Source organism: Holdemania sp. 1001095H_141210_F2, from assembly GCF_015558105.1.
Classification (GTDB): Bacteria; Bacillota_I; Bacilli_A; order Erysipelotrichales; family Erysipelotrichaceae; genus Holdemania.
Genome location: NZ_JADNPO010000017.1, coordinates 36,659 through 59,879, shown reverse-complemented (window position 1 = coordinate 59,879; position 23,221 = coordinate 36,659). Strand labels below are relative to the sequence as shown.

25 protein-coding genes are annotated in these 23,221 nt (G+C 48.5%); 19 read left to right on the top strand and 6 right to left on the bottom strand.

Annotated features, from left to right (window positions below; all coding sequences use genetic code 11):
• Window positions 1–53: 53 nt before the first annotated feature.
• Both I2G61_RS11000 and I2G61_RS10995 read right to left on the bottom strand, forming a co-directional pair.
• Entirely contained in the window at window positions 54–476 is a 423-nt protein-coding gene (locus I2G61_RS11000; RefSeq protein WP_139248591.1) for a helix-turn-helix transcriptional regulator, read from the bottom strand.
• A 65-nt stretch (window positions 477–541) separates the two neighbouring features.
• On the bottom strand, window positions 542–1,012 hold the full coding sequence (locus I2G61_RS10995; RefSeq protein ID WP_370544667.1) for a sigma-70 family RNA polymerase sigma factor: 471 nt from the start codon (window positions 1,010–1,012) through the stop codon (window positions 542–544).
• Window positions 1,013–1,365: 353 nt separating this feature from the next.
• Here I2G61_RS10995 and I2G61_RS10990 point away from each other — a divergent pair, with 353 nt between their 5' ends.
• The 6 genes from I2G61_RS10990 (at window position 1,366) to I2G61_RS10965 (ending at window position 5,297) form a co-directional block, all read left to right on the top strand.
• Entirely contained in the window at window positions 1,366–2,676 is a 1,311-nt protein-coding gene (locus tag I2G61_RS10990) for a hypothetical protein (RefSeq protein WP_072684132.1), read from the top strand.
• A 103-nt stretch (window positions 2,677–2,779) separates the two neighbouring features.
• Window positions 2,780–2,941 (top strand): hypothetical protein, encoded by a 162-nt coding sequence (locus tag I2G61_RS10985; protein ID WP_159432770.1) that lies wholly within the window; start codon window positions 2,780–2,782, stop codon window positions 2,939–2,941.
• Between the two features lie 349 nt (window positions 2,942–3,290).
• A complete protein-coding gene (locus I2G61_RS10980; RefSeq protein ID WP_139248592.1) occupies window positions 3,291–3,635 on the top strand; it encodes a hypothetical protein in 345 nt (114 codons plus the stop codon).
• A 57-nt stretch (window positions 3,636–3,692) separates the two neighbouring features.
• A complete protein-coding gene (locus I2G61_RS10975) occupies window positions 3,693–3,908 on the top strand; it encodes a YneF family protein (protein WP_072684134.1) in 216 nt (71 codons plus the stop codon).
• Window positions 3,909–4,063: 155 nt separating this feature from the next.
• Window positions 4,064–4,777: a biosynthetic peptidoglycan transglycosylase gene (locus I2G61_RS10970; RefSeq protein WP_072684135.1), complete on the top strand. Its 714-nt coding sequence runs from the start codon at window positions 4,064–4,066 to the stop codon at window positions 4,775–4,777.
• Window positions 4,778–4,883: 106 nt separating this feature from the next.
• Window positions 4,884–5,297, top strand: coding sequence for a hypothetical protein (locus I2G61_RS10965; protein WP_072684136.1), 414 nt, complete (start codon window positions 4,884–4,886; stop codon window positions 5,295–5,297).
• 73 nt (window positions 5,298–5,370) lie between these two features.
• Here the strand turns inward: I2G61_RS10965 and plsY are convergent, their stop codons facing one another.
• Entirely contained in the window at window positions 5,371–5,976 is a 606-nt protein-coding gene (plsY, locus tag I2G61_RS10960; RefSeq protein WP_072684137.1) for a glycerol-3-phosphate 1-O-acyltransferase PlsY, read from the bottom strand.
• 195 nt (window positions 5,977–6,171) lie between these two features.
• Between plsY and parE the strand changes: the two genes are divergently transcribed.
• Complete coding sequence (gene parE, locus I2G61_RS10955; protein ID WP_072684138.1) at window positions 6,172–8,094, top strand: DNA topoisomerase IV subunit B; 1,923 nt, start codon at window positions 6,172–6,174, stop codon at window positions 8,092–8,094.
• Complete coding sequence (parC, locus tag I2G61_RS10950) at window positions 8,091–10,640, top strand: DNA topoisomerase IV subunit A (protein ID WP_072684139.1); 2,550 nt, start codon at window positions 8,091–8,093, stop codon at window positions 10,638–10,640. Before parE ends, parC begins: the two co-directional genes overlap by 4 nt.
• Window positions 10,641–10,977: 337 nt before the next feature.
• Here parC and I2G61_RS10945 read toward each other — a convergent pair whose 3' ends face one another.
• Window positions 10,978–11,157, bottom strand: coding sequence for a hypothetical protein (locus I2G61_RS10945; RefSeq protein ID WP_072684140.1), 180 nt, complete (start codon window positions 11,155–11,157; stop codon window positions 10,978–10,980).
• 331 nt (window positions 11,158–11,488) lie between these two features.
• Here I2G61_RS10945 and I2G61_RS10940 point away from each other — a divergent pair, with 331 nt between their 5' ends.
• The 5 genes from I2G61_RS10940 (at window position 11,489) to I2G61_RS10920 (ending at window position 16,426) form a co-directional block, all read left to right on the top strand.
• Window positions 11,489–12,445, top strand: coding sequence for an NAD-dependent epimerase/dehydratase family protein (locus I2G61_RS10940; RefSeq protein WP_072684141.1), 957 nt, complete (start codon window positions 11,489–11,491; stop codon window positions 12,443–12,445).
• A 110-nt stretch (window positions 12,446–12,555) separates the two neighbouring features.
• Window positions 12,556–12,927, top strand: a complete 372-nt coding sequence (locus tag I2G61_RS10935) for a BlaI/MecI/CopY family transcriptional regulator (RefSeq protein ID WP_072684142.1) — start codon at window positions 12,556–12,558, stop codon at window positions 12,925–12,927.
• Window positions 12,914–14,638 carry a M56 family metallopeptidase gene (locus I2G61_RS10930; RefSeq protein WP_072684143.1) on the top strand — a complete coding sequence of 575 codons (1,725 nt, stop codon included), beginning with the start codon at window positions 12,914–12,916 and terminating at the stop codon, window positions 14,636–14,638. Before I2G61_RS10935 ends, I2G61_RS10930 begins: the two co-directional genes overlap by 14 nt.
• A gap of 112 nt (window positions 14,639–14,750) precedes the next feature.
• On the top strand, window positions 14,751–15,620 hold the full coding sequence (locus I2G61_RS10925; protein WP_195396683.1) for a PHP domain-containing protein: 870 nt from the start codon (window positions 14,751–14,753) through the stop codon (window positions 15,618–15,620).
• Between the two features lie 83 nt (window positions 15,621–15,703).
• Entirely contained in the window at window positions 15,704–16,426 is a 723-nt protein-coding gene (locus I2G61_RS10920; RefSeq protein ID WP_072684145.1) for a YebC/PmpR family DNA-binding transcriptional regulator, read from the top strand.
• Between the two features lie 105 nt (window positions 16,427–16,531).
• Here I2G61_RS10920 and I2G61_RS10915 read toward each other — a convergent pair whose 3' ends face one another.
• Window positions 16,532–17,299, bottom strand: coding sequence for an SDR family NAD(P)-dependent oxidoreductase (locus tag I2G61_RS10915; RefSeq protein ID WP_072684146.1), 768 nt, complete (start codon window positions 17,297–17,299; stop codon window positions 16,532–16,534).
• A 182-nt stretch (window positions 17,300–17,481) separates the two neighbouring features.
• Between I2G61_RS10915 and tagD the strand changes: the two genes are divergently transcribed.
• A complete protein-coding gene (gene tagD, locus I2G61_RS10910; RefSeq protein WP_020223869.1) occupies window positions 17,482–17,874 on the top strand; it encodes a glycerol-3-phosphate cytidylyltransferase in 393 nt (130 codons plus the stop codon).
• Window positions 17,875–18,555: 681 nt separating this feature from the next.
• Here the strand turns inward: tagD and I2G61_RS10905 are convergent.
• Window positions 18,556–19,668 carry a nucleotidyltransferase family protein gene (locus tag I2G61_RS10905; RefSeq protein WP_072684147.1) on the bottom strand — a complete coding sequence of 371 codons (1,113 nt, stop codon included), beginning with the start codon at window positions 19,666–19,668 and terminating at the stop codon, window positions 18,556–18,558.
• A gap of 159 nt (window positions 19,669–19,827) precedes the next feature.
• Between I2G61_RS10905 and I2G61_RS10900 the strand changes: the two genes are divergently transcribed.
• The 5 genes from I2G61_RS10900 (at window position 19,828) to rsmH (ending at window position 23,218) form a co-directional block, all read left to right on the top strand.
• On the top strand, window positions 19,828–20,763 hold the full coding sequence (locus tag I2G61_RS10900) for an alpha/beta hydrolase (RefSeq protein WP_072684148.1): 936 nt from the start codon (window positions 19,828–19,830) through the stop codon (window positions 20,761–20,763).
• A 144-nt stretch (window positions 20,764–20,907) separates the two neighbouring features.
• Window positions 20,908–21,411: a DUF177 domain-containing protein gene (locus tag I2G61_RS10895; RefSeq protein WP_072684149.1), complete on the top strand. Its 504-nt coding sequence runs from the start codon at window positions 20,908–20,910 to the stop codon at window positions 21,409–21,411.
• 13 nt (window positions 21,412–21,424) lie between these two features.
• Window positions 21,425–21,580, top strand: a complete 156-nt coding sequence (rpmF, locus tag I2G61_RS10890; protein WP_006058885.1) for a 50S ribosomal protein L32 — start codon at window positions 21,425–21,427, stop codon at window positions 21,578–21,580.
• Between the two features lie 271 nt (window positions 21,581–21,851).
• Window positions 21,852–22,283 (top strand): division/cell wall cluster transcriptional repressor MraZ, encoded by a 432-nt coding sequence (gene mraZ / locus I2G61_RS10885; protein ID WP_072684150.1) that lies wholly within the window; start codon window positions 21,852–21,854, stop codon window positions 22,281–22,283.
• Complete coding sequence (gene rsmH, locus I2G61_RS10880; protein ID WP_195396681.1) at window positions 22,280–23,218, top strand: 16S rRNA (cytosine(1402)-N(4))-methyltransferase RsmH; 939 nt, start codon at window positions 22,280–22,282, stop codon at window positions 23,216–23,218. The genes mraZ and rsmH overlap by 4 nt, the downstream gene beginning before the upstream one ends.
• The last annotated feature ends 3 nt before the right edge of the window (window positions 23,219–23,221 follow it).

The following is a 23,221-nucleotide window of genomic DNA, read 5'->3' as shown; positions in this document are numbered from 1 at the left end:
ATCCGTACGTACGGTGCAATGGGAGGGGCGAAATTTATTTTCCCTCTACCCTATTATACCTTTATGATGTCTTTGAAATATTTCTCCCAAGAATCTTTGAACATTCGCTTCTCATCATTTTCCCAGCATCGTAACGTTCCCGGATCAAGATGTATCAACCGGGCAAACGGCTTTTTCTTTAAGCCAAGGCTCTCACGATATTCTCGTATCATTTTCCCTTGCCCTTTATATAAGAAGCGATTGTAATCGTCCAGTAAATCATCTACCGGAACCTGATAGAGTGCTGCCAGCTTGTCCACGATTTCTTTTGGATAGTAATCTACATATCCAACTTCAAAATCTATGTAATGCCCTCTGGATATTCCAATCAGGTCTGCGACCTCTTTCTGCATCAGCCCCATGTGGTGACGGCACCAGCGGAGCCTGTCCTGCACATTCGGTATATCTTCATAATTCTGATACTGTTGATTAAACAACTGAGCTTCCAGAAGTCTGCGAGGGGCTATCAGTCGGAAACTATGGATATACATCGGTGCATACCTCACATAGCCCTCCGAAGTGGAGCAGAGTATGTAAATATTCTCGGAAACCTGTGCCAGAATACGCCATTTTGGTGCTTTTCTGCTCTGAGGGGATTGATTCGGAACCATAAACGCATCTGCGAGAGGATAGCATTTTCGATACAGCGGGAAACATAAGTTGCCAGCTTATGTCCTTTATCGACCTTGAACGTGTCGATGCCTTTGATCAAACCGATCGTACCGATGCTGATGAGATCTTCGGTTTGTTCGCGGCGGATATCGAATTTCTTTACGATGTGCGCGACTAAACGAAGATTGTGTTCGATTAAATCAGCCCGCGCTTCGACGTCGCCTTTGGCCATGCGCTGCAATGCGTCTTGTTCTTCTTCCGCTGTCAAAGGCTGCGGGAAGGAGGTTGTCCGGATGGAACCGATAAAGCAGCTGAAGAAAATCTGTAGCATTTGAAAAAGTTGTGTCCACATAGTTATCACCTTCTTCAACGTATGTTCGATCCTGCGATTTTAGTCGTAATTTGATGAATTTTCTTAATGCGGCACTCTCGATTAAAAGTTCACTTTCTTCCCAATTTGAAGTCAGCAGTCTTCTAGAATTGGATTAAATCCTCGATCCGCTATGAAAATTTTCGATCTTTCCTCAGCAATCGTTTAAAATCAAGACCTTGATTTGTTAACGGCATTGTGTTCTTAAACTTCTATAATTCTTACATTTTGCTCTGTATTGATAAATTTGTGATATGATTTCATTGATAGAATTCCCAAATATTACCATTTTTCAATATAATCTATGATAGAATATAACCGGAATTTTTGGAGGGGGAACGAACATGTTTGCGAATAACAAAATGCGAGAAAACAGTGGACGTCTAATCAAGATCTATCGTGAACGAATGCATCAGGGATCTAAAGATAAACGTTTCAGCTGCAACGAATTTATTTTAGCGACCAGGGAACATCCTTTTTATGAAGTTGTTGAGGGTGAACCGGTTTGTTCCCGAGCTACATTAAATCGTTTAGAGCGGGGACAGATCATCAAAGATGATGAGTTATACGTCTTCTTCATTGAGAAACTGGGGTTTAAGGTCGATGACTTTCCGGGGGTGATGTCACAGGTTGAATTAATTAGTGCTGAATTATTTGAAGCTGTAGAACTGTATGATATTAGGAAAATAAAGGAAATTGATAATAAAATAGAAACTCTATTCACTAAAGCTAAATCATATTTCTATTATAGTGATATTTATGAAGCATTTAAAATTATTATACAATACTATTTGTTTGCTGAATATCCTAATAGTGTGACTGCAGAAAGAATGTATTATACGAGTTTTTTATTAAGCTCAAAAATAGATGAAATACTTAAAAATATATTATTTGATTATTTTTTCTTTAGAGAAATGAATATGTCTTACTCTGAGAAAATATCAGAACAATTAATTAGTTATAAAAATGGTTCACAAATTTCAACAATTTATATAGTTTTCTGGCTTATTTATAAAGAAAGGTTATTAGATGCCTTGCGCTATACTGAACTGGGAATCATTTATTTTACGCAATTAAATAGCATATATTATTTAGGTATTTTATATTATACGAAGGCATTGGCTTTGCATACAGGCAATAAAGATAATGTAAAAAATTACTTTGATCGATCTATAGAATATTTATCAAAATGTGGAGGTCGATTAGCTGAAAAAAAGCTCAAAGAAAATTATTTTAACGTAGGTTATCATTATTATTATGATAAGGATTATCTATTAGCCAAGGAATACTTTGAAAAGTTCTTAAGTTATAAGCCTAAGTTTACAGCTCATATTTTACATGTTTTAGAATGTTTTGAAGAATTAAATTTACCAACAGATACAGCGTTATTCAAGCAGATTCATTTAGAGGATCCCAATGATAATAGTACTTGTAAAATTTTTTATGAGTATTTTTCAATGAAAATTAATAATGCTTCTGCTAAAGAATTACAAAATTTTATCATGACGGATATTCATAGATTATTGATAAATCAATATCGTTCAGAAAGCATTTTAAGCTATTTTAAGTCTGAATTATCAAAATTAGTAAAAATAACGAAAAAATATAAAGATATTGATAGTTTCAATGATTTTACTTCGCATAAAATTGCTTGATATGTAAAGATTTCATGATTCAAATATTCTGACTTTTGAAATGTAACAAAAACATATTAAATGCGATTTTCATTATATAATAAGACCGTTGAAAGGAGGAAATATGAAGAAAGTATTGTTAAGCGCATTAGCTTTAGTAGCGTTATGCGTATTGTGTACACCAGTGAGTGCTGAAGAAACAGACCCAGAAGGTTGCTCTGTTGAACATCCAGAATTGTGCATTGAACCAGCGGGTTGCACAGCACCAGATTGCATGTTTGGTTAATCTATAGATTAACTGAATTGCATAAAATCAACAACAATGTTTATTATGGCGAAGTAATGGGGGCTTCATTCTACGGGAAAACGAGTGAACGAAACAAGGTAGAAGAACTAAGTTGCAGAAACATAATAAACCGGACCGCTACAGTGAGAATAAAAACATAATCGATATTTATTTGATGTCTTGCTTGTAGAAAAATGATAAAAATTGGTGAGTGATCGGTCTATTTATAGGTGCAAAACCGGTCGCAGGCAGTGATGGAGAATCTGATAGGGAGTCGGATTCTCCATCGTTTTTTTGTGTTTCGACAAAATTTTGAAGCGCGGACTGTTATATTGATCGGGGTGAGAAGATGATTAGAGGATATATGATCCGCGATGAGTTTATTTCTGTTATGAAAAACAGTACGTCGGTTCTTGGCTGGATGGAAAATCGTGATGAATATCAAGCTCAGCTTGACGCGATCCTGATCTCGCCGGATGTCATTTTTCAGCAGCTGAAGACACGCTTTCAATATCGTGATGATATGTTTCTGGTACCGGATAAAATAACTTATTATAACTCGCTGACACAGCGGACGAGCACGCTCGAAAAAGAACAATGGCATCTGGTTCTCTCAGATAAGGCGGAATACCCGTTTCTGTATGAATTGAAACAGCTGCGGGGGACATTGGTTCTGACGGAAATAGACTTGTAAAATAGATTGAAAAACGATACAATAAATACGATAATCACAGAGATAGGTGGTGTAATAATGGGAAACGCATTCTTGAGTTCAATCGGATTTCTGATTTTGGGACTGGTTATCGGTGGTGGATTAGGTTTCTTCTTCACGCGCCGTTATTTTGAAAAGCAGTTGAAGGAACATCCTCCAGTCAATGAGAAGATGATTCGCGCCATGTTCCTGCAGATGGGACGGAAGCCGTCCGAAGCTCAGATCCGGGCTATCATGAAGTCCATGGGACAGTAACTCAACATTGGGAAGAAGGAAATAAAAAGCTGATAAGCAGGGGACAGGATCGCCGGACTTATCAGTTTTTTTATTTGACTCAGGTGACGGGAACATGACTAAACTGTAAGGCTGCAAGCAGGATCTGCGTGGTATAATGCGGACAGGTGATAAAGATGAAATGGATAAAGCGTTTCGTGCTTGTTCTGCTCACGCTGCTTGTGATCGGCGGGGGATGGCTGACGGCTTCAGGCTATCAGCGATATAAAGAAGCGATCGCCGAAATGCCGCTGGCGGATAAGATCGAAGAAGTGAAACAACGCGAAGATTATATGCCGCTGGATCAGATCAGTCCGGATTTTGTGAATGCGGTCGTCGCGGTGGAGGATCGGCGGTTTTATACCCGACAGGGAATTGATGTAATTTCTCTGGGCCGGGCATTGCTGACAAATCTGATCTCCGGCGAGCTCAAGGAAGGCGGCAGCACGATTCCTCAGCAGCTGGCGAAAAACCTGTATTTTACGCATAAACCGTCCTTGACGCGGAAAATCGCAGAAGTGTTTTTTCTCTATGATCTGGAAGCGGCCTACTCCAAAGATGAGATTCTTTCTTTTTATGTCAACGTCATCTATTACGGCGACGGGCATTACGGCATTGCTCAGGCCAGCCGCGGATATTTCAACAAGGAACCTTCCGAGCTGACGTTGGCGGAAGCGACCTTACTGGCAGGATTGCCGCAGTCACCAAGCCGCTATCAGCTCAGTTCCGGCAAAGATCTGGCGCTGCATCGTCAGCAGCAGGTTTTGGAAGCGATGCAGGCGGTCGGCTTGATCGACGCGGCGCAAAGTCAGGCTGCTTTGGAATGGTCATCCAACTATTTGGGTATGTGATTGAATAATTTATTACACCTTTCTTAAATTGACATGAAGCATTCCTTAATCCTCTATCTATTTAAAGCCGGGATCGGTATAATCAAGATAGTAGGAGGTTCTGTCTATGAAAAGGTCAATTTTGCCTTTCTTGTTTTTCTGCGTATTTCTGTTGAGCGCAGGATGCGGCAGCCAGCCTGAAAACGCGGCGACGGCCTCGGAGTATTCCGTAAAATCACAGGCCGAAATCAGCGTCAGCAACGATGGATTTCCAATTTCGATCAGCAATCTGCTGGATCGGTTTAAGACCTATGATTTTTATGAAACGTTAAATCTGGAAACGGTCAGCGCCGAGCAGATCGGCTCGCTCGCGGAGTCAGATGCGACTTTATATATTGTTGAAGGATCCGCAGAGGTTCGTGAAGAAAAAGTGCTGGACACCGATTATCATATCTATTATTACGATCAGCTGATGATCATTTATAATGGTGCGAACGATGTGATTCTCCAGGCGTTGAATGAACAGCTCAACGGCGAATGACAGGCATTGAATCGACGATAAAATAAAAACTCGCTTTCAGATGAAAACGAGCTTTTTTCAGATTGATCGTCAGTTACATCCAGGAGATTTTCTTTTCCTCATGGCTGCGGATGCGTTCGATATTCGCTTTGTGACGGTAGGTGACAAATGCCCAGAGAATCCAGATGGAAGCGGTGATCATGAGATTGGACTGGGTCAGCGTCGTGATCAGCGCCGCGCTGGCGATGCCGATGATGGAGGACAGCGATACCATCTTCCAGATCTTCAAGGTGATCATGAAGATCACAAACGGGATCACAAACATCTGGATCGGTTCATGGGTGACGAACAGGCCGGTGGCCAACAGATAGCCAAACGTTGTCGCGACCGCCTTGCCGCCCTTGAAATTGGCGAAGATCGGGAAGCAATGCCCCGCGCAGCAGCACATGCCGGCGTAGACCGCAGCCTCCGGAACAAACAAGACGCACAGGCCAACAACGAAGAAGGCTTTCAAACCATCCAGCACAATCACGGTGACGCCGGCCTTTTTTCCCAGCACGCGGCCGGCGTTGGTGCCGCCCAGATTGCCGGAGCCAAAATTACGAACGTCGGTTTTATAGAAGACTTTGCCGATGACTAACGCCCAGGGGATCGATCCGAAAAGATAACCCAGGACCATCGCAAAAAGAATTTTAATCATTTCCTCTTCACTCCTTCGCCCCTATTTTATCATAAAAACCGAGCGCGTAAACTTTTATTTTAAGCCGTTTTTGTGTATAATCTAATCTATGGCGGATTGGAATGAAGGCGGCGGGGAAAGGCTAAACTCAGGAAAATCAAGCTGAAACGGAAAGGAGAAAGAGTAGGATTTTTTCTTCTCTAATCGTAATAAAAGATGGCAAAAACACAGAAATATGATGAGAATTCAATTCAGATCCTGGAAGGATTGGAAGCGGTCAGAAAACGTCCGGGGATGTATATCGGATCGACAGATTCGCGCGGCCTGCATCATCTGGTCTGGGAAACGGTCGACAATGCGATTGACGAAGCGCTCAACGGCTTCGGCAAGAAAATAACGATCACGCTGGAAAAGTGCGGCGCGGTCTGCGTTGAGGATGAGGGTCGCGGGATGCCGATCGGCATGCATGCCAGCGGTGTTCCGACGATTCAGGTTATTTTTACCGTCCTGCATGCGGGCGGCAAGTTTTCCTCCGAAGGAGGGTATAAGACCTCCGGCGGTCTGCACGGCGTCGGCGCCTCGGTCGTCAACGCTTTAAGTGAATGGGTTGAGGTGACGGTCTGTCAGGAAGGACAGATGGTTTCCATGCGTTTTGAGGATGGCGGCAAGAAGATCGGCAAGCTCGAAAAGCTTGGCAAAAGCACCAAAACCGGCAGTAAGATCCGGTTCATGCCGGACAAGCGGATCTTCTCGACGATCGAATTCAATGCCGGCTTGATCTGCGAGCGGGCACGGGAAAACGCGTTCTTATTGAAGAATATCACGATGGTCGTGAAGGACGAACGTTCCGGCAAGACGGAAACGTTCCATTACGAAGACGGCTTAAAGGCTTTTCTGGAGTATCTGCATGAGGATCGGACGGTGCTGCATGATCCGGTTGTGTTTACCGGAATGGCGAATGACATCGAGGTACAGTGCGCGTTCCAGTATACGGATGATTATCAGGAAAGCATGGTTTCCTTTGTCAACCTTGTCCGCACCAAGGATGGGGGCACGCATGAAATGGGTTTCCGATCGGCGTTCACCAAGGCGTTTAACGATTATGCGCGGAAGCTCGGTTTGTTAAAAGAGAAAGATAAAAACTTTGAAGGCAGCGACGTGCGCGAAGGTCTGACCTCGATCGTGTCGGTGTCGATTCCGGAAAATCTGCTTCAGTTTGAAGGTCAGACCAAAGGCAAGCTGGGGACCGCGGAAGCGAAGAGTGCGGTCGAGAGCCTTGTCGGCGATAAGCTGAGCTTCTATCTGGAAGAAAACAAAGAGCTTTCGACGATGCTGATCAAGAAGATGCAGAAGGCGTCGCAGGCCCGGGAAGCGGCGCGGAAAGCGCGTGAAGAAGCGCGGAAGGGCAAGAAGGCCGGCAAAAGTGAAAAGGTGCTTTCCGGCAAGCTGGCGCCGGCTCAGTCCAAGGATGCGACCCGCAAAGAATTATTCTTAGTGGAAGGCGATTCCGCCGGTGGTTCCGCCAAGCAGGGCCGCGATTCCAAGTACCAGGCGATTCTGCCGCTGCGCGGTAAGGTGCTGAATACGGAAAAGGCGGGACTGGCAGAGATTGAAAAGAACGAAGAATTGAATACGATCGTCCATGCCCTGGGCGCGGGGATCGGTTCCGGCTTCGATTACTCCGACAGCAATTACAACAAAATCATCATCATGACCGATGCCGATACCGACGGCGCGCACATTCAGGTGCTGCTCTTGACGTTCTTTTACCGCTACATGCGGCAGTTGATCGAGCATGGCATGGTTTACATCGCCCTGCCGCCGTTATATAAGGTGACCAAGGGCAAGCAGCTGCGCTACGCCTACACTGATGAGGAGCTGGACGAGGTGAAGCAGCAGTGGGGCAAGGTCGAGATTCAGCGCTACAAAGGTTTGGGCGAAATGAACGCGTCCCAGCTGTGGGAAACGACAATGGACCCTGAAACCCGGACGCTGATTCAGGTTTCGATTGAAGACGCGGTGCAGGCGGAGCGCAATGTTTCCATTTTGATGGGCGACAAGGCCAATCTGCGCCGTACCTGGATTGAGCAGCACGTCGCGTTTACGTTGGAAGATACGTTTAAGGTGGAACAGAAATGAAGAAGAAAGAAAATACAGCGCCGGTCAAAGAACCCAGCCTGGTGATTTCTCCGTTAGAGGACATCATGGGCGAGCGGTTTGGCCGCTATTCCAAATATATTATTCAGGAACGCGCGCTGCCGGATGCCCGCGATGGGCTGAAGCCGGTTCAGCGGCGGATTCTGTACGCGATGTATCATGATGGCAACACGTTTGATCATCAGCACCGCAAATCGGCGAAAACCGTCGGTCTGGTCATCGGTAATTACCATCCTCACGGCGACAGCTCGGTTTACGACGCGATGGTGCGGATGTCGCAGGATTGGAAGATCCGCATGCCTTTGATCGATATGCATGGCAACAATGGTTCGATCGACGACGACCCGGCGGCGGCGATGCGATATACCGAAGCACGGCTGGCGAAAATCGCCGGAACGATGCTGGAGGATATCGACAAGGACACGGTCCTGTTCGCGCCGAACTTCGACGATACGGAGAATGAACCGACCGTCCTGCCGGCCCGCTTTCCGGTTCTGCTGGTCAACGGAGCGACGGGAATCGCGGCGGGTTACGCGACCAACATCCCGCCGCACAATCTGAGCGAAGTGATCGACGCGGCGATCTACCGGATGCAGCGGCCGAAGTGTTCGCTGGAGGAACTGATGGAAATCCTGCCGGGACCGGACTTTCCGACCGGCGGTATCGTCATGGGCAAAAAAGGGATTGTCGATGCCTTCACCACCGGCAAGGGCCGGATTGTCATCCGCGCCCGCACGGAGATCGTCACGGGCAAGACATGCAATCAGATTATTATCCGGGAAATTCCCTATGAAGTCGTCAAATCGTCGATGGTCCGCAAAATGGACGATATCCGGCTTTCCCGCGAAATTGAAGGGATTATGGATATCCGCGACGAAACGGACCGGACTGGTCTGCGGATTGTCATCGACGTCAAAAAGGATGCCGATCCCAATGTAATCCTGAATTATTTCTATAAAAACACAGATTTACAGATCTATTACAGCTACAACATGGTGTCGATCGTCAACAAGCGTCCGGTTCAGATGGGCTTGATCGGGATGTTGGACGCCTTCATCGCGCACCGTGAGGAGGTCGTGCTGCGCCGCAGCCGTTACCTTTATAATAAGATGGAGGAACGTTGCCACATCTTAGAGGGCTTGATGAAAGCCGTGTCGATCATGGACGAGGTGATCGCCGTCATCCGGCAGTCGAAGGATAAGGGCGACGCCAAGCGCAATCTGACGGAATCGTTTGGTTTCAGTGAAACCCAGGCCGAAGCGATCGTCACCCTGCGGCTGTATCGTTTGACGTCGACCGATATCGTGGCGCTGCGGGAGGAATTTGCGCAGTTAGTCAACGAGATGGAAATGCTGAAAACGATTTTGGAAAGTGAGACTGTCTTAAAGAGCGTTCTGATCAAGGAACTGCGCGAGATCAAAAAGGAATATGCCGACCCGCGCCGCAGCGAGATTCAGGCGGAGGTTGAGGAAATCGTCATTGATAAGACCGCGATGATTCCTAACGAACGCGTCATGATCACCGCATCCCGCGATGGGTATGTCAAACGGGTATCGCTGCGTTCCTACGGGGCCAGCGACAACGCGATGACCGGCTTGAAGGAAGGCGACGTGCTCGTTGGACAGCTGGAAGTCGATACGCTTGACACGCTGTTGTTGTTCACAAGCAAGGGTAACTACGCGTATCTGCCGGTGTATCAGATCGACGAAGCGAAGTGGAAGGACGTCGGCTCGCATATGAATAAATATGTCAGCATTGACGGCGACGATAAAATCATCAATGCGATTGTCGTCAAAAACTTCTCCAGCTACGCCTGGATTGTGACCGTCAGCCGGCGCGGACAGGTCAAGAAAACGCCGATCAGTCAGTGGCAGGTGCAGCGCAACAACAAGATGATGACCGCGATGAATCTCAAGAAAGACGATGAGATGATGCGGGCGTTCGTCGTGTATGCGCACGAGGATCTGATCATGATCAGCCGCAGCGGCTGGATCAGCCGGTATTCCTCGGATCTGGTACCGGCCAACGGCACCAAGTCGCAGGGCGTCAAGGCGCTGAATCTGGCGAAGGACGACACGCTGGCGGCGGCCTGCAGCTACAGCGACGAACGTCAGAGCCTGTGGGTATTGTCGGATAAGGGCAATATGAAACGGATCAAGATGAGCGACATCAACGTCACCGGGCGTCCGGTCAAAGGCGAAATCGTTGTGAAGCGGCTGAAGACCAACCCTTATCATATCGCCTACTGCCAATGCGTGCAGCCGTATGACAGTCTGATGCTGATGGATCCGCAGCTGCAGATTCTTCAGGCGAAAGACGTGCCGATGATGAGCCGGGAAGCCACCTTCTCCACACCGCTGGAACTGAAAAAGGACTGGGGTCTGATTAAGGGGATTGAGGAAGTGCGGATTGTCGATCATCCGGTCGGCGAGGACGAAATTCCGTTTGAAGACTATGATGAAGAATCGGAAGCGGATGAAAAAGTCCATTCCGATATTGAAATGATGAGTTTGTTTGAAGAAGAATAAGGAAGGCCCGGCGTAAGCCGGGCTTTTCTTTTACGGGGCAGAAGCTTGTGGCTGGCAGTAAACGCCGGCAGACTTGAACAAACGTTCGTCGTCAAAGGATGATGAAATCAATTTCTTTCGTTTCATTTTTGCCAATCTATATCGTTTACTCTTTTCGGCTTGCAGTGTCGTGTTTTGATTTGAGCCTTTTTATTATAAATTCTTGTTTGTTTTTCAGCCTTGTTCCCAATGAATAATAACGGATTAACTCAGGAAGGAAAGAAAAAGGTTGAAATTCCATCAGGAATGCCTATACTAAAGGTGTAAGGTGTTGCTGAAAGGCGGCACCCGTCATGAGCTACCTTTTACGGTGGCGGCGGACAGATGAGCGCTGACTTTTCTTGGTCGATGGTGCAGCGCTTTTCTTTTTGGCCTCTATAATTTTTAAGCGGCATTCAATCACCTTGATCGAACATTCGATCAAGGGCAAACCAACTTTCAAAACTACATTGACAAAAAGTTCCAGGAAATGTTCCATAGAATTGCCCTCCTTGAATGACAGACGACAAAAATCTGTCGGTTTGAATCGAATTGAAAAGGTCAAAAGTCGATTCTGTCCGGACGGGCATCCGCGGTTCAACAAAACCCAACACTATTAATATTGCGGAAAAGTAAAAATAACCCCCTAAGAAAATGATGAAAAATATGTTCACAAAGTAAAAAAAGAGCGCTGAAGATACTTTTCGGAAATAAGCTGCGATGGGGATTCTATTATTCTGCATATAGGATGATTATGCAGGAAGAATCGATTGGAAAACTGGTAATTGTTCAGGCTGATGATATAATAAACCTGAAAAAGGAGATCATTCATGCGAAAAGTATTGATTTTAGGCGGCAGTTATTTTATCGGCAGACGGATTACAGAACAGTGTTTGGAAGATGGCTGGGAGGTTTCGTTATTAAACCGCGGTAGTCAGCCATGGACAGGCAGACCGGTAACGCAGCTGACCTGCGATCGGGAAGACGCGGCAGCGATGAAACAAACGTTAAAAGGCAGAACTTTCGACGCGGTGATCGACGTGTCCGGATTAAACCAGAAGCAGATTGAGATCTGCTGCGAAAGTCTGGATTGCTCCGTTAAACACTGGGTTTTCATCAGTTCCAGTGCGGTTTATGATGTAGACCGGTGTGCGCTGCCGATTTTAGAAACGCAACCGTTAGGGGAAAATCCATACTGGGGACAATATGGTACCGATAAAATCGCGGCGGAAAGCGCGCTGACGGCATTTTGCCAAAAGCAAAACATCGCGCTGTCGATTTTGCGGCCGCCTTATATGTATGGGGAATATAATTATGTGCAGCGGGAAAGCTTCATTTTTGATCACCTGATGCGGAATCAGCCGATTTTGATCCCGGCGGCGGATAACCGCATTCAGTTCTGCTACACCGGCGATTTAGCCAAGATCGTCACTACTCTGTTAAGGTGTCCGGATCAGGGGATTGAGATTTACAATGTCGGCGATCAACAGGGCGTGAGCTTCAGCGAATGGATTCAACAATGTGCTGACGTCTGCGGCGCGCAGGCGAAGATCATTCCGGTTCATGATGCAAACTGGAACGCCAGAGATTACTTCCCGTTCCGCGATTATGACAATGTACTGGATGTGACGAAGATTCATCAAATTGTGCCGGAAGATACCTCGTTTGAAACCGGCTTGACGCGGGCTTACCGCTGGTTTTGCGAACATCGCGGCGAGATTGTGTTTAAGCCCAAGCTGGCGGCCAATGAAAAACAGATTCTAAGCGAAATGGGAATACAGGAATAAACAGAGCGTCCGGCACAAGCCGGACGTTTTTATGAATTCGCTTGACAGAATGAGATTACAACTGTAATATATAAATGTATTACAGTTGTAATCTGAATGGAGGGACGTTGATGAACGCCGAAAAAATCACTGATGCCGAATTAGAGGTACTTAAAGTTCTGTGGCTGCGGGAACCCTTGACCGCGAATCAGATTGTCGAGGAGGTTTCCAAACAAAAGGACTGGAATGCCAAGACGATTCGTACGTTAATCCATCGCTGCGAGGAAAAACAGGCGGTGACGGCCGACCGCAGCGCACGTGAAATTTTATACAGCCCAGCGATCAGCCGCCGGGATTATACGCGGCAGACACAGAAAAGTCTGGCTGATAAGCTGTTCAACGGTTCGATGAGCCGGATGATGCTGAACTTCATGGAAGAAGTCCAGCTGAGTGACGATGAGCTAGAAGAATTGAAGGAAATGATCCGCGATGCTGAAAAATAGTCTGCGGCAGCTTCTGGAAGTCTCATTAATGATCAGTCCGCTGATTATCTTGATCTTCCTGCTGAGAAAAAAGAGTCTGCGTAGGCTTGGACCAACCGCCCGGCTGTTGTTGTGGGTTCCGCTGTTGATTCAGCTGGCAATTCCCGTTCAGCTGACGTCAAAGCACAGCCCGTATCAGAAATTGACGACAATCCCGTTGGCAGATTCATTCGCGGAAACGGTAGAACAAATTGAAACTGCGCCGATAATCATCCATCCAGCCCAAGCTGCGCTCTCAATGCCGCCGGACAAGCCGATACCGCAAAATTGGACCTGGGGCGAGGGACTGGTGATGCTCTGGGTATTGGGAATGGTCGTCATGACGACTGTCAATGGGATCGCCCGTGTGAAATTGAAAAAACGGTTATGTCTGCAGCCTTGTTCTCCCGCGCTGGGTGAAGAAGCAGTGCGTCAGATGCGGATTAATCGCTGCCTGCAGATTCCTGTCCGGCAGAGCGCGAGCCTTCACAGCTGCGCGATTTATGGCAACTTGATGCCGCAGCTGGTCTTGGGCGCAGATTTTAAAGAACGAACAGAAGCGCAGCGGAGAGTGATGCTCGATCATGAATGCCTGCATGTGAAATACGGACATCCATGGTTTCTGGGATTCATTCAGCTGCTGGAGATCGTATACTGGTTTAATCCGTTAGTGCGCCTGATGATGAATCAGCTGCGGCTGGATCTGGAATACTTCATCGACGAAAAACTGCTGGAGGATAAACCGCAGGCAGACCGGATCGGTTACGCTCGCCTGTTGCTGGCGTTGAGCGCGGATCATGATGAGCGGGCGTTGCAGTGCCTCAATAGCAAGCGAACACAAAAACGATTTAAAGAAAGGATGGGATGGATTGTGAATAAAAAACGAACGCCGTGGCTGCTTGCGGCCGGGATCGTCCTGATTTGCGCCGGGGTCAGCGTCAGCATGATGGTAAAACCGGATGCTCAGTCCGGCTGGGAAATGACGATGAAGCGGACGCTGATTCAAAACGAAGCGGCGCCGGTTGAATTGACGGACACCCATGAAATCAAGGTCTGGTGCGAAGGCTCGAAGAAAGCGCTGGAATCAATGGGCATGGAGGTGCCGGTCATCGTGCGGGTTAAGGAATGGGTTTCGCCGACTGGCGAAACGCTGACGCTGACCGATATGCAGCGGGGCGCAGAATCCCTGGCGCAGCTGGAATTCGGGGAAATCCCGGAATCCGTGACCTGCTTCATGCCAACAGATCGGATCTTTGTAAAACTGACTTCGGACCAGCTTCTTCAGCCGTATCCGGTAGCGGGCGGCGCTGACGCCGTAGCCCGGATTCAGGCGATTTCGCCGGTTGAAAACCCTGAAATCACCTGCCGCTGGGGTTGTTATGCTGATCATCAGGCGCTGGATATCACCGATCCGGATAACAAGCAGGCGCCGATTCTGGCAACGGCGGCGGGAACGGTGAACACGACCGGGTTTAATTCGATCGACGGCAATTACATCATTCTTGATCATGTCGACGGAATTCAGAGCTTTTACGGACACTTGGGCGAAATTCAGGTTGCGGAAGGGGACGCTGTCGCGCAGGGACAGACGATCGGTATCATGGGAATGACCGGACGGGCAACCGGACCACATGTACATTTCTATCTGATTCAGAATGAAACGGCGTTGGATCCGTCAAGTTTGTACCAGTAAAGAGGAAAATACATCGCTCTTCAAATCAAAACCCGGAAAATTTCCGGGTTCTTTTGTTGCTTGGAAAACGGTTTCACGGTATACTTCACCTAGAGGTAAGAGGAGGAATTTTATGAGTACCCTGGATTATCATATCCATACGATCGTCAGCACCGACGCGGACTACACACCGGAGGAAATCATCCGCATGGCGCAGGAAAACGGCGTGAAGACGCTGGCGATTACCGATCACAACAACGTTGGCAGCGTCGCCGAGGCGGCGCGCTTGGGTGAAGCGGCAGGCATCCGCGTCATTCCGGGCATTGAGATTGACTGCGAATTTGAAGGCGTGGGCTTCCACATGACGGCTTATGGAATTGATATCACCGATCCGCGTTATGATGAATTGTTCCATTATTATTACGATCAGTCTGTTGAAAACACCTGGAAAGCGAAGCATCAGTTCTGCGAAGCGATGGAACTGGATTTGCCGGACGAGCTGTTAAAGACCGTGGCCAAGGACAACATTCTTGTGCCCGAGGATATCGGCGCATACCTGTTAAGCCACAGGGAATACGACGGTTTACGCTGGCTGGATCCCTACCGCAAGGGCGGCAGCCGCAGCGATAATCCGAATGTGAACTTTTTCTGGGATTTCTTCTCCCAGGGCAAGCCGGGCTATACCGCAGGAAGCAAGAAGACGGCGGCGAAAATCATCGACCTGATTCACGCTACCGGCGGGGAAGCCGTCGTCGCCCATCCGGGCGCCAATTTCAAAGGCAAGGATGAAATTTTGGAACGATTATTAGACAGCGGCGTGCGGGGCATGGAGGTTTACAGCAGCTATCACAATGAGGAACAGACCCGCCGTTACCGGCAGATGGCGCTGGATCATGGGCTGTGGATGACCTGCGGCAGCGATTTCCACGGCCATCACAAACCGGCGATTCAGATCGGGCGCATCCCGTTTCTTATGGATGAAGCGGAAATTCACCGCTTTTAAGCCTGTTTTACAAATTTCTTCGTGATTTTTACAGTGTGCTTTGATATAATGATAAAGTCAATTTTGGAAGGTGGTTATTAACTATGGGACGTGCACATGAGGTCCGTGCGGCGGCGATGGCCAAAACAGCCGCAGCGAAGTCAAAATTATACTCCCGTTACGGCAAAGAACTGTTGATCGCAGCGAAAGCGGGCGTTCCGGATCCGGAGATGAATCTGGGCCTGAAACGGAAAATTGCCGAAGCGAAGGCGAATCAGGTACCTGCCGACGTCATTAAAAGAGCGATTGAAAAAGCGAAGGGCGGCACTGGCGAAAACTACGATTCCTGCCGTTACGAAGGTTTCGGCCCGGGCGCGGCGACAATCATTATCGACTGTCTGACCGACAACACCAACCGCAGCGTCAGCGCGGTTAAGACCTGCTTCAACAAGGCGCATTGCAAGATGGGTGTTGCGGGCTGCGTCTCGCACAGCTACGACAACGTCGGTCTGTTCAACTTCCCGTATGAAGATGAAGAAGGCATGCTGGATGCGCTGATCATGGCGGAAGTCAATGTCATCGACATTGAATGTGAAGACGGCACCATGACCGTGACGGTCGATCCGACGGATTTCCACAAAGCGAAGGAAGCGATCGACGCCCTGATTCCGGAGGTTGAATATGACGCCTGCGAAATCACGATGCTGCCGCAGGAATATGTCAAGCTGGAGAGTGAAGAAGACAAGGAATCCTGGAATCGTCTGTTGACGATGCTGGACGATTGCGACGACGTACAGAAGGTTTATCATAACGTCGAAGCTGAATAAGTAAAAAAAACGGTAAATTTTGAAGCCCGTCTGACGTGTTGGATCAAACTGGGGATGGCTTCGATTGTACCGTTTTTTTTTTGAAAACAGGAAGCTGCCAGCGGCTTAGAAAATCGTGCCGCCGCCGTCGGCGCGGATTGTCTGACCGGTGATATAGCCGGAGGCATCGCTGGCTAAGAAAACGAGAACCGGAGTTAAATCAGCATAGGCCGTGCCAATCCGACCGATAGCCGGAACCGTAAAGCCCAGGGTTTCTGGTTTACGCTGACCTTCCGGAAACGAATCAATGATCGCCTGCATTTTCGGAGTGATCGCCGTCGGACTGATGCAGTTGATGTTAATCCCATCTTTGCCCCACTCGCGGGCCGCAACTTTTGACAGACCGCGGATCGCTTCTTTGACCGAAGCGTACGCTGCGTAGCCTTCTGTACCGGTCAAGCCGGCCGGGGAAGCAAAGTTGATGATCTTGCCATGGGATTCTTTCAAATAAGGATAGCACAGCTGCATCAGCCGCCATGTCGCCAGATAGCCGCTTTTGAATACCGTCATCAGATCGGCTTCCGTCTGCTGCAAAAATGGAATGCCCGGTTTTGCGTCTACCGCGTTGTTGATCAGAATATCGATTCGTCCAAAGCGGTCGGCGGTTTGCTTGACCAGATTTTCAAGCTGTGCCCGATCGGTAATGTCACAGACGACAGCCAGAACCTCCGCGCCTTTCTTACGGCAGATTTCAGCTGTTTCCTCAAGCTTGGACTGGGTTCTTGCGCAGATCGCCAAATTTGCGCCTTCTTCCGCGAAGCGAATGGCCGTTTCCCGTCCGATTCCTCCGCTGCAGCCGGTGATCAAAGCCACTTTCTCTTTTAAGACATTCATGAAGATTCCTCCTTTACTATAATCGTAAATCGTGATGATGAAAGAAACAATGAAAATGTTAAATAGTTAAATAAATTCACAAAGTTGTTTGAAAAAAAGCCTGAAAATAATTGCGAATTCACAGAACGATACCCGCAAAGATCGATTTTTGATATAATGGAAAGCGAGGAAAGGAATGAATTATGAAACGAATACTGACTTACGGAACCTATGATCTTCTGCATTGGGGACATATCCGTTTATTAAAGCGCGCGAAACAGCTGGGAGATTATCTGATCGTCGGACTGTCGACCGACGAGTTCAACGCGATCAAAGGAAAAAAAGCTTATCACAGCTATGAAGAACGTAAGATGATGCTGGAGGCGATCCGCTATGTCGATCTGGTGATTCCGGAAAACGAATGGGGACAGAAGGCAAAGGATATCCAGGAATATCACGCTGACGTGTTTGTTATGGGCGATGATTGGGAAGGGAAGTTCGACGAGCTGAAAGCATATTGCGAGGTTGTTTATCTGCCGCGCACCGAAGGAATCTCTACGACTAAGATCAAGGAGGATCTTGAAAAGCTGAAATAAGTTGAAATAAAAAAAGGCAGGAAGATTTATTGGTTTTTCCTCGAACTTGGGTAAAGATAAAAAGAATAGGTAGCACAAAGCCTGAAATCTTGCTTTGTACAGCCTCCTTTTTTGTATAGAAATTCTAAGCCTACCCTAAATTTAGTAAGAACCGGTTTATTGCTTTAATCCACTGTAAAAAAAGAGTGTATTTTTCTTATGTCCAAGCATTATAAACAGATAATCAGTATCTCTATATTCGAATGGAGACACGGACTTTTCTCTCTGTTGAAGATCAAGGATTGCTTTCTTGATAAGGGGAGGCTGTATTTATCACTTATAGCTTGAAAACTTATGTTCGCCGTTTTATGAATTTTATGCCCGGGAAGGATCAACCGATATGATTAAAATTTGCATTAGCCGCAGTCAAGCGGGACCCGGATCTATAAAAAATTCTTTAACAATAAAGTGTTGGCCCTGTTTTGTAATTGCATAGGACGGTATATCAATTTCGACGAAGATTGCGATAAAAAAAGTAGTGAAATGAGTGATCAGAAAGCGGCATTGAACGATTCTTACTCAGTTTTGATCGGCATCGAATTTCTGACGGCAAAAAGCTGGCGGCAGTAAGCTTAAAAATAGGTCTACTGTTGCCAGCTTTTTTTATGGTAATTTAATGAGGATGATGTCATGATCCTTATTTTACAGGATGATCGGTCCGCCGATTTCTTTTTTTAACAATGCGATCCGGGCGGATTCCGCCATCATTGAGGCGTACAGCTGTGTCGAACGGTATTCCAGCCGGCGGTAAGGCTCGGGAACGGCCGCAAAACGGGAGGCGATGCGAACTTCCTGTTGACGCAGCTGTTTTAAATACTGTCTTCCGGTTTCGTTGAACGCCAGCGGACGCAGCGTATCCAGCGGCGGCAGGCTGCGGACCTCATCCCAATGAATCTGGCACAGCAGCTGCAGACAGGTGCGCTGAATCCGCGATCGGGTATAGCGTCGGTTCACGGCCGCAGCGATGAAGCTGTCCCAATTCGGCGAAATTTCTGCACAATGAGCCAGATGAACTTCAATCCCTTCGGAAAACAGGAAGTACGTTTGCAGCACGTGAACCGGCATCGTGATCAACATCGTTCTTAAATAAGGATAGAACTGCGCCAGACAGACCCGGGGACCGGTCTTCAGCGCGGAAGCCATCGGCGTCTGTTCATCGCAGAAGCATTCCTGTTCAGCGGCCAGCCGGATTGCCTTGGCGCTGGCCACCGGACCCTGCAGCGCTGTTTCATGATAGCCGACGGTACGCTGGATCGTATAGGGCGTGATCGGGCTGTCCTGCAGCTGCTTCAGATAGGCCACGCCCAGGATATCGTTGGGCAGCATCTCCCTGGCCCATAAACCATATGCCTTGGGAAAGGCCAGTCCGGCGGCCAACGACTCCTTCAGATGATCCGGATTGATCGGCATCGACGCGATTTCCTTCAGCTCCTGCAGGTTGTTGCTTTCCGAGCCGAAGACCAGGGAAGAAACCTGCGCCAGTTTTAATAATGTCACCGCGCCTTCGGCAAAATGCGAAGCGCTTTGCGTGACCCAGGGGTAGGGCAGCTCGATGATCAAATCGCAGCCCTGCGCCAGCGCCGCCGCCGCCCGTTTCCATTTGTCCAGAATTGCCGGCTCCCCGCGCTGGACGAAATTCCCCGACATCACCGCGATCAGCACGTCGCAGCCGGTGATCGCACGGGCTTGTTCTATATGATAAAGATGACCGTTATGAAACGGATTGTATTCCACGATAATGCCGCAAGCTTTCATAGACAACCTCCAGAACTTTCCAACCCTTCCTTATGGGAAGGCAGACAGCGGTGTTTTGCACTGTCGCCCCTTATGATATCATAAACATTCGTGAAATGCTCACAAACCGGAGAAACGCTATGCTATAATAAACTAGGAATCCGAGGTGAAACAAAAATAATGGATGAAAAACAAAAAATAGCGACAACGATATACCGCCCTGATGGGCAGCCGCGGGCAATCTTCCAGATTTCGCACGGGATGGCGGAACACCGGCTGCGGTATGCGGAATTCGCACAGAATCTGGCTAAACTGGGCTTTGTGGTGGTGACCAGCGATCACCGCGGTCATGGCGGATCCGCTGCCAGTCCTGAGGAGCTGGGTTATTTCAACAAGCATAAGGGTTGGCAGAAATGCGTCAACGATCTGTATGAGCTGATGATTCAGGTGAAGCAGGAATATCCGGATGTGCCGGTAATCCTGTTCGGTCACAGCATGGGTTCGATCATGGCCCGCAGCTTTGTCAAACGCTACGACGCGCTGCTGAACGGACTGATCCTGTGCGGCGCGCCGAATTACAACCCGGCCGCCTCGGCCGGCCGGGTTATGGCCAAGACGATCATGGCGCTCAAGGGTGATCATTACCGCAGCAAGCTGCTCGATCAGCTGGTGCAGGGCTCCTTCAACAAGCAGATCCCCAATCCGCGCACGCCGTTAGACTGGCTGAGCAAGAACCCGGACAATGTCGACGCGTACATCGCCGATCCGCTGTGCGGATTCCGGTTTACCGCTTCGGCGTTTGACGATATGTTTTACGGGATTCAGGATATGCACGATCTGATGCGCTGGAATCTCAAGAACCCGAAGCTGCCGATTCTGTTTATCGCCGGCGGGGATGATCCGGTGACCGGCGGCCGCAAGGGACTGGAAAGCTCAGCGGCAACGCTGCGGGAAGCCGGCTATGATGACATCGAAATGCGGGTGTTCAAGAGTCTGCGTCATGAGCTGCTCAACGAAAAAGAAAAGGATCAGGTCGTTGCGGAGATCCTTGACTGGTCAGCCCGCAAGATCCCCGGCTGCGCCGATCTGCGGCAGGGAGAACAAGTCGGTCAGTAAGCTGTAAATTTCTGCTTTCATTTCCGCTGTCCAACGTTTTCCAACCTGCGAAAAACCCCGGTGTTAAGCTTTAAAAGTTATCATTGACTTTAGCTGGGTTTTTACATATAATAAAGGCTGTTAACGAAATAGGGTGAACTGCGCGTGAAATGGTCTAAAACTGAACTGATCAATCAAGGGAATCAAGAACTCACAATTAACGAGGCTGTGACGTTTGATCCGGAAAGTTTGGCGAGTGACCGCCTGCGGGATTTGAAAAACGTGACGGTGACCGGCAGCGGACATTACGATCCGTCGCGGCAGCGTTTCGAGGCAGATCTCAAGGTCACGGGTGATATGGTGGTTCCCTGCGCGGTGTCGTTGGAAGACGTCATCGTGCCGTTTGAGACTTCTTCTCACGAAGTGTTCTCTTTCCTTCCGTGCGAGGAAGATGAGGTTCATGTTCTGAAGAAGGATGTACTTGAACTCTACCCGGTCGTCTTTCAGCTGATCCTGGCCGAAGTCCCGCTCAAGGTTGTTAAAAGCGGAATTTCCTATCCCAAGGGAGAAGGCTGGGAAGTCATCAGGGAAGAAGATTACAACCGGCAGAAGAAACAAGAAATTGACCCTCGTTTAGCGAAACTGAAAGAATTCAAGTTTGATGATTAGGAGGTGCTGACACATGGCTGTACAACAGAGAAGAAATTCGAAGACAAGAAAGGCAAAACGCAGAACGCATTTCAAGCTGACGGCTCCGACGCTGGTTAAATGCCCGGCTTGCGGAGAATACAAGCTGCCGCATCGCGTTTGCTCCTGCGGTTCCTACAACGGCAAATAAAACAAAAAGAAGATATCGGAAAAGGTTTCCGGTGTCTTTTTTTATTCTTGTAGATAAGTTGAAAATAATTCAATTAAATTAAGAAACAGGACTTGATTTATTCTGACACATTTCGACAAAAAGCCTGTGTTTAAGCCAAATGGTAAAAATTGGTTAACAAATTATGACGACTTAATGACGTTTTATTAAAATAAATTCTTGGCATTTGCGGGGACGGTGTTATAATTGTGGTATGAAGTGGCATAAAGTGGTAGATTGTGGGTGATTGATCATGTTCATGGGCGAATATCGGCACAACATTGACGCCAAGGGCAGAATGATCATTCCTGCCCGCTTTCGCGATGAGCTTGGCAATCGCTTCGTTGTTACCCGCGGTTTGGACGGCTGTCTGCGCACCTATACAATGGCGCAGTGGGACGCCGTGTTCGAGCAGCTGAAACGGCTGCCTTCCACCAAGCGGGAAACCCGGATGTACATTCACATGCTGACGTCGAAAGCGTCGGAATGCGAACTGGACAGCCAGGGACGAATTCTGCTTCCCGCCGCTTTGATCACCGAGTCCGGAATTGAAAAAGAATGCGTCGTGGTCGGGGTTGCCGATCACGTGGAAATCTGGGCCAAGGAACGCTGGGACAACTACTATGACGAAGCCAGTGCTTCGTTTGAGGATGTTGCCGAACAGCTCACGGAGTTTCTTATATGACAAGACATTACAGTGTATTGCTTCAGGAGTCCATCGACGCCCTGAACTGCCAATCTGACGGTATTTATGTTGACGGCACATTAGGCCGCGGCGGCCACAGTCTGGAAATTGCCCGCCGCTTGCAGACCGGTCATCTTTACGCGTTCGACCTTGACGAACAGGCACTGGCGGAATCCGCACAGCGATTAGCCGAAGTCAGCGACCGCGTGACGCTGATCCGCGCCAATTTCGCGCAGATGCGTGAGGAATTGAACGCGCGGGGCGTGCTGAGTGTCGACGGTGTGGTCATGGATCTGGGCGTTTCCTCGCCGCAGTTTGACGACGGCGAACGGGGATTCAGCTACCGCTACGACGCCCGTCTGGATATGCGCATGGATCAGAGTCAGCCGCGCTCGGCCTGGAATCTGGTCAACGAACTTGATGAAAAAGAACTGAGCGCGCTGCTGTGGAAATACGGCGAGGAAAGCTATTCCCGTCCGATCGCCCGGCAGATCGTGCGGGCCCGTGCCCTGCATCCGATCGACACGACTTTCGAGTTGGTCGACGTGATCAAAAAGGCGCTGCCGGCGAAAGTGCTCAATAAGAAGGGACATCCGGCCAAGCAGACGTTTCAGGCTTTGCGGATCGCCGTCAACGGCGAACTGGAATCGCTGGAAACCGGCCTGCGGGCGGCGATGTCGTTAGTCAAACCGGGCGGCCGGATCGCCGTCATCACCTTTCATTCGCTGGAGGACAGGATCGTGAAGGAAACCTTCCGTCAGGCGTCCAGCGTTGAAAAAACCGACCCGCGGATTCCCTTGCTGCCAAGTCAGATCCGGCAGCCGGACTTCCGTCTGGTCAGCCGCAAGCCGATTTTGCCAGGCGAGGAGGAGCTTGCGGAAAACAATCGTTCACATTCCGCGAAATTACGCGTATTAGAAAGGATAGGGGATTAGAAT

Bases quoted from the DNA above. Each gene is read 5' to 3' on its own strand.
- I2G61_RS10990 (WP_072684132.1), top strand. From the start codon at position 1,366: ATGTTTGCGAATAACAAAATGCGAGAAAACAGTGGACGTCTAATCAAG.
- I2G61_RS10985 (WP_159432770.1), top strand. From the start codon at position 2,780: ATGAAGAAAGTATTGTTAAGCGCATTAGCTTTAGTAGCGTTATGCGTA.
- I2G61_RS10980 (WP_139248592.1), top strand. From the start codon at position 3,291: ATGATTAGAGGATATATGATCCGCGATGAGTTTATTTCTGTTATGAAA.
- I2G61_RS10975 (WP_072684134.1), top strand. From the start codon at position 3,693: ATGGGAAACGCATTCTTGAGTTCAATCGGATTTCTGATTTTGGGACTG.
- I2G61_RS10970 (WP_072684135.1), top strand. From the start codon at position 4,064: ATGAAATGGATAAAGCGTTTCGTGCTTGTTCTGCTCACGCTGCTTGTG.
- I2G61_RS10965 (WP_072684136.1), top strand. From the start codon at position 4,884: ATGAAAAGGTCAATTTTGCCTTTCTTGTTTTTCTGCGTATTTCTGTTG.
- plsY (WP_072684137.1), bottom strand. From the start codon at position 5,976: ATGATTAAAATTCTTTTTGCGATGGTCCTGGGTTATCTTTTCGGATCG.
- parE (WP_072684138.1), top strand. From the start codon at position 6,172: ATGGCAAAAACACAGAAATATGATGAGAATTCAATTCAGATCCTGGAA.
- parC (WP_072684139.1), top strand. From the start codon at position 8,091: ATGAAGAAGAAAGAAAATACAGCGCCGGTCAAAGAACCCAGCCTGGTG.
- I2G61_RS10945 (WP_072684140.1), bottom strand. From the start codon at position 11,157: ATGGAACATTTCCTGGAACTTTTTGTCAATGTAGTTTTGAAAGTTGGT.
- I2G61_RS10940 (WP_072684141.1), top strand. From the start codon at position 11,489: ATGCGAAAAGTATTGATTTTAGGCGGCAGTTATTTTATCGGCAGACGG.
- I2G61_RS10935 (WP_072684142.1), top strand. From the start codon at position 12,556: ATGAACGCCGAAAAAATCACTGATGCCGAATTAGAGGTACTTAAAGTT.
- I2G61_RS10930 (WP_072684143.1), top strand. From the start codon at position 12,914: ATGCTGAAAAATAGTCTGCGGCAGCTTCTGGAAGTCTCATTAATGATC.
- I2G61_RS10925 (WP_195396683.1), top strand. From the start codon at position 14,751: ATGAGTACCCTGGATTATCATATCCATACGATCGTCAGCACCGACGCG.
- I2G61_RS10920 (WP_072684145.1), top strand. From the start codon at position 15,704: ATGGGACGTGCACATGAGGTCCGTGCGGCGGCGATGGCCAAAACAGCC.
- I2G61_RS10915 (WP_072684146.1), bottom strand. From the start codon at position 17,299: ATGAATGTCTTAAAAGAGAAAGTGGCTTTGATCACCGGCTGCAGCGGA.
- tagD (WP_020223869.1), top strand. From the start codon at position 17,482: ATGAAACGAATACTGACTTACGGAACCTATGATCTTCTGCATTGGGGA.
- I2G61_RS10905 (WP_072684147.1), bottom strand. From the start codon at position 19,668: ATGAAAGCTTGCGGCATTATCGTGGAATACAATCCGTTTCATAACGGT.
- I2G61_RS10900 (WP_072684148.1), top strand. From the start codon at position 19,828: ATGGATGAAAAACAAAAAATAGCGACAACGATATACCGCCCTGATGGG.
- rpmF (WP_006058885.1), top strand. From the start codon at position 21,425: ATGGCTGTACAACAGAGAAGAAATTCGAAGACAAGAAAGGCAAAACGC.
- mraZ (WP_072684150.1), top strand. From the start codon at position 21,852: ATGTTCATGGGCGAATATCGGCACAACATTGACGCCAAGGGCAGAATG.
- rsmH (WP_195396681.1), top strand. From the start codon at position 22,280: ATGACAAGACATTACAGTGTATTGCTTCAGGAGTCCATCGACGCCCTG.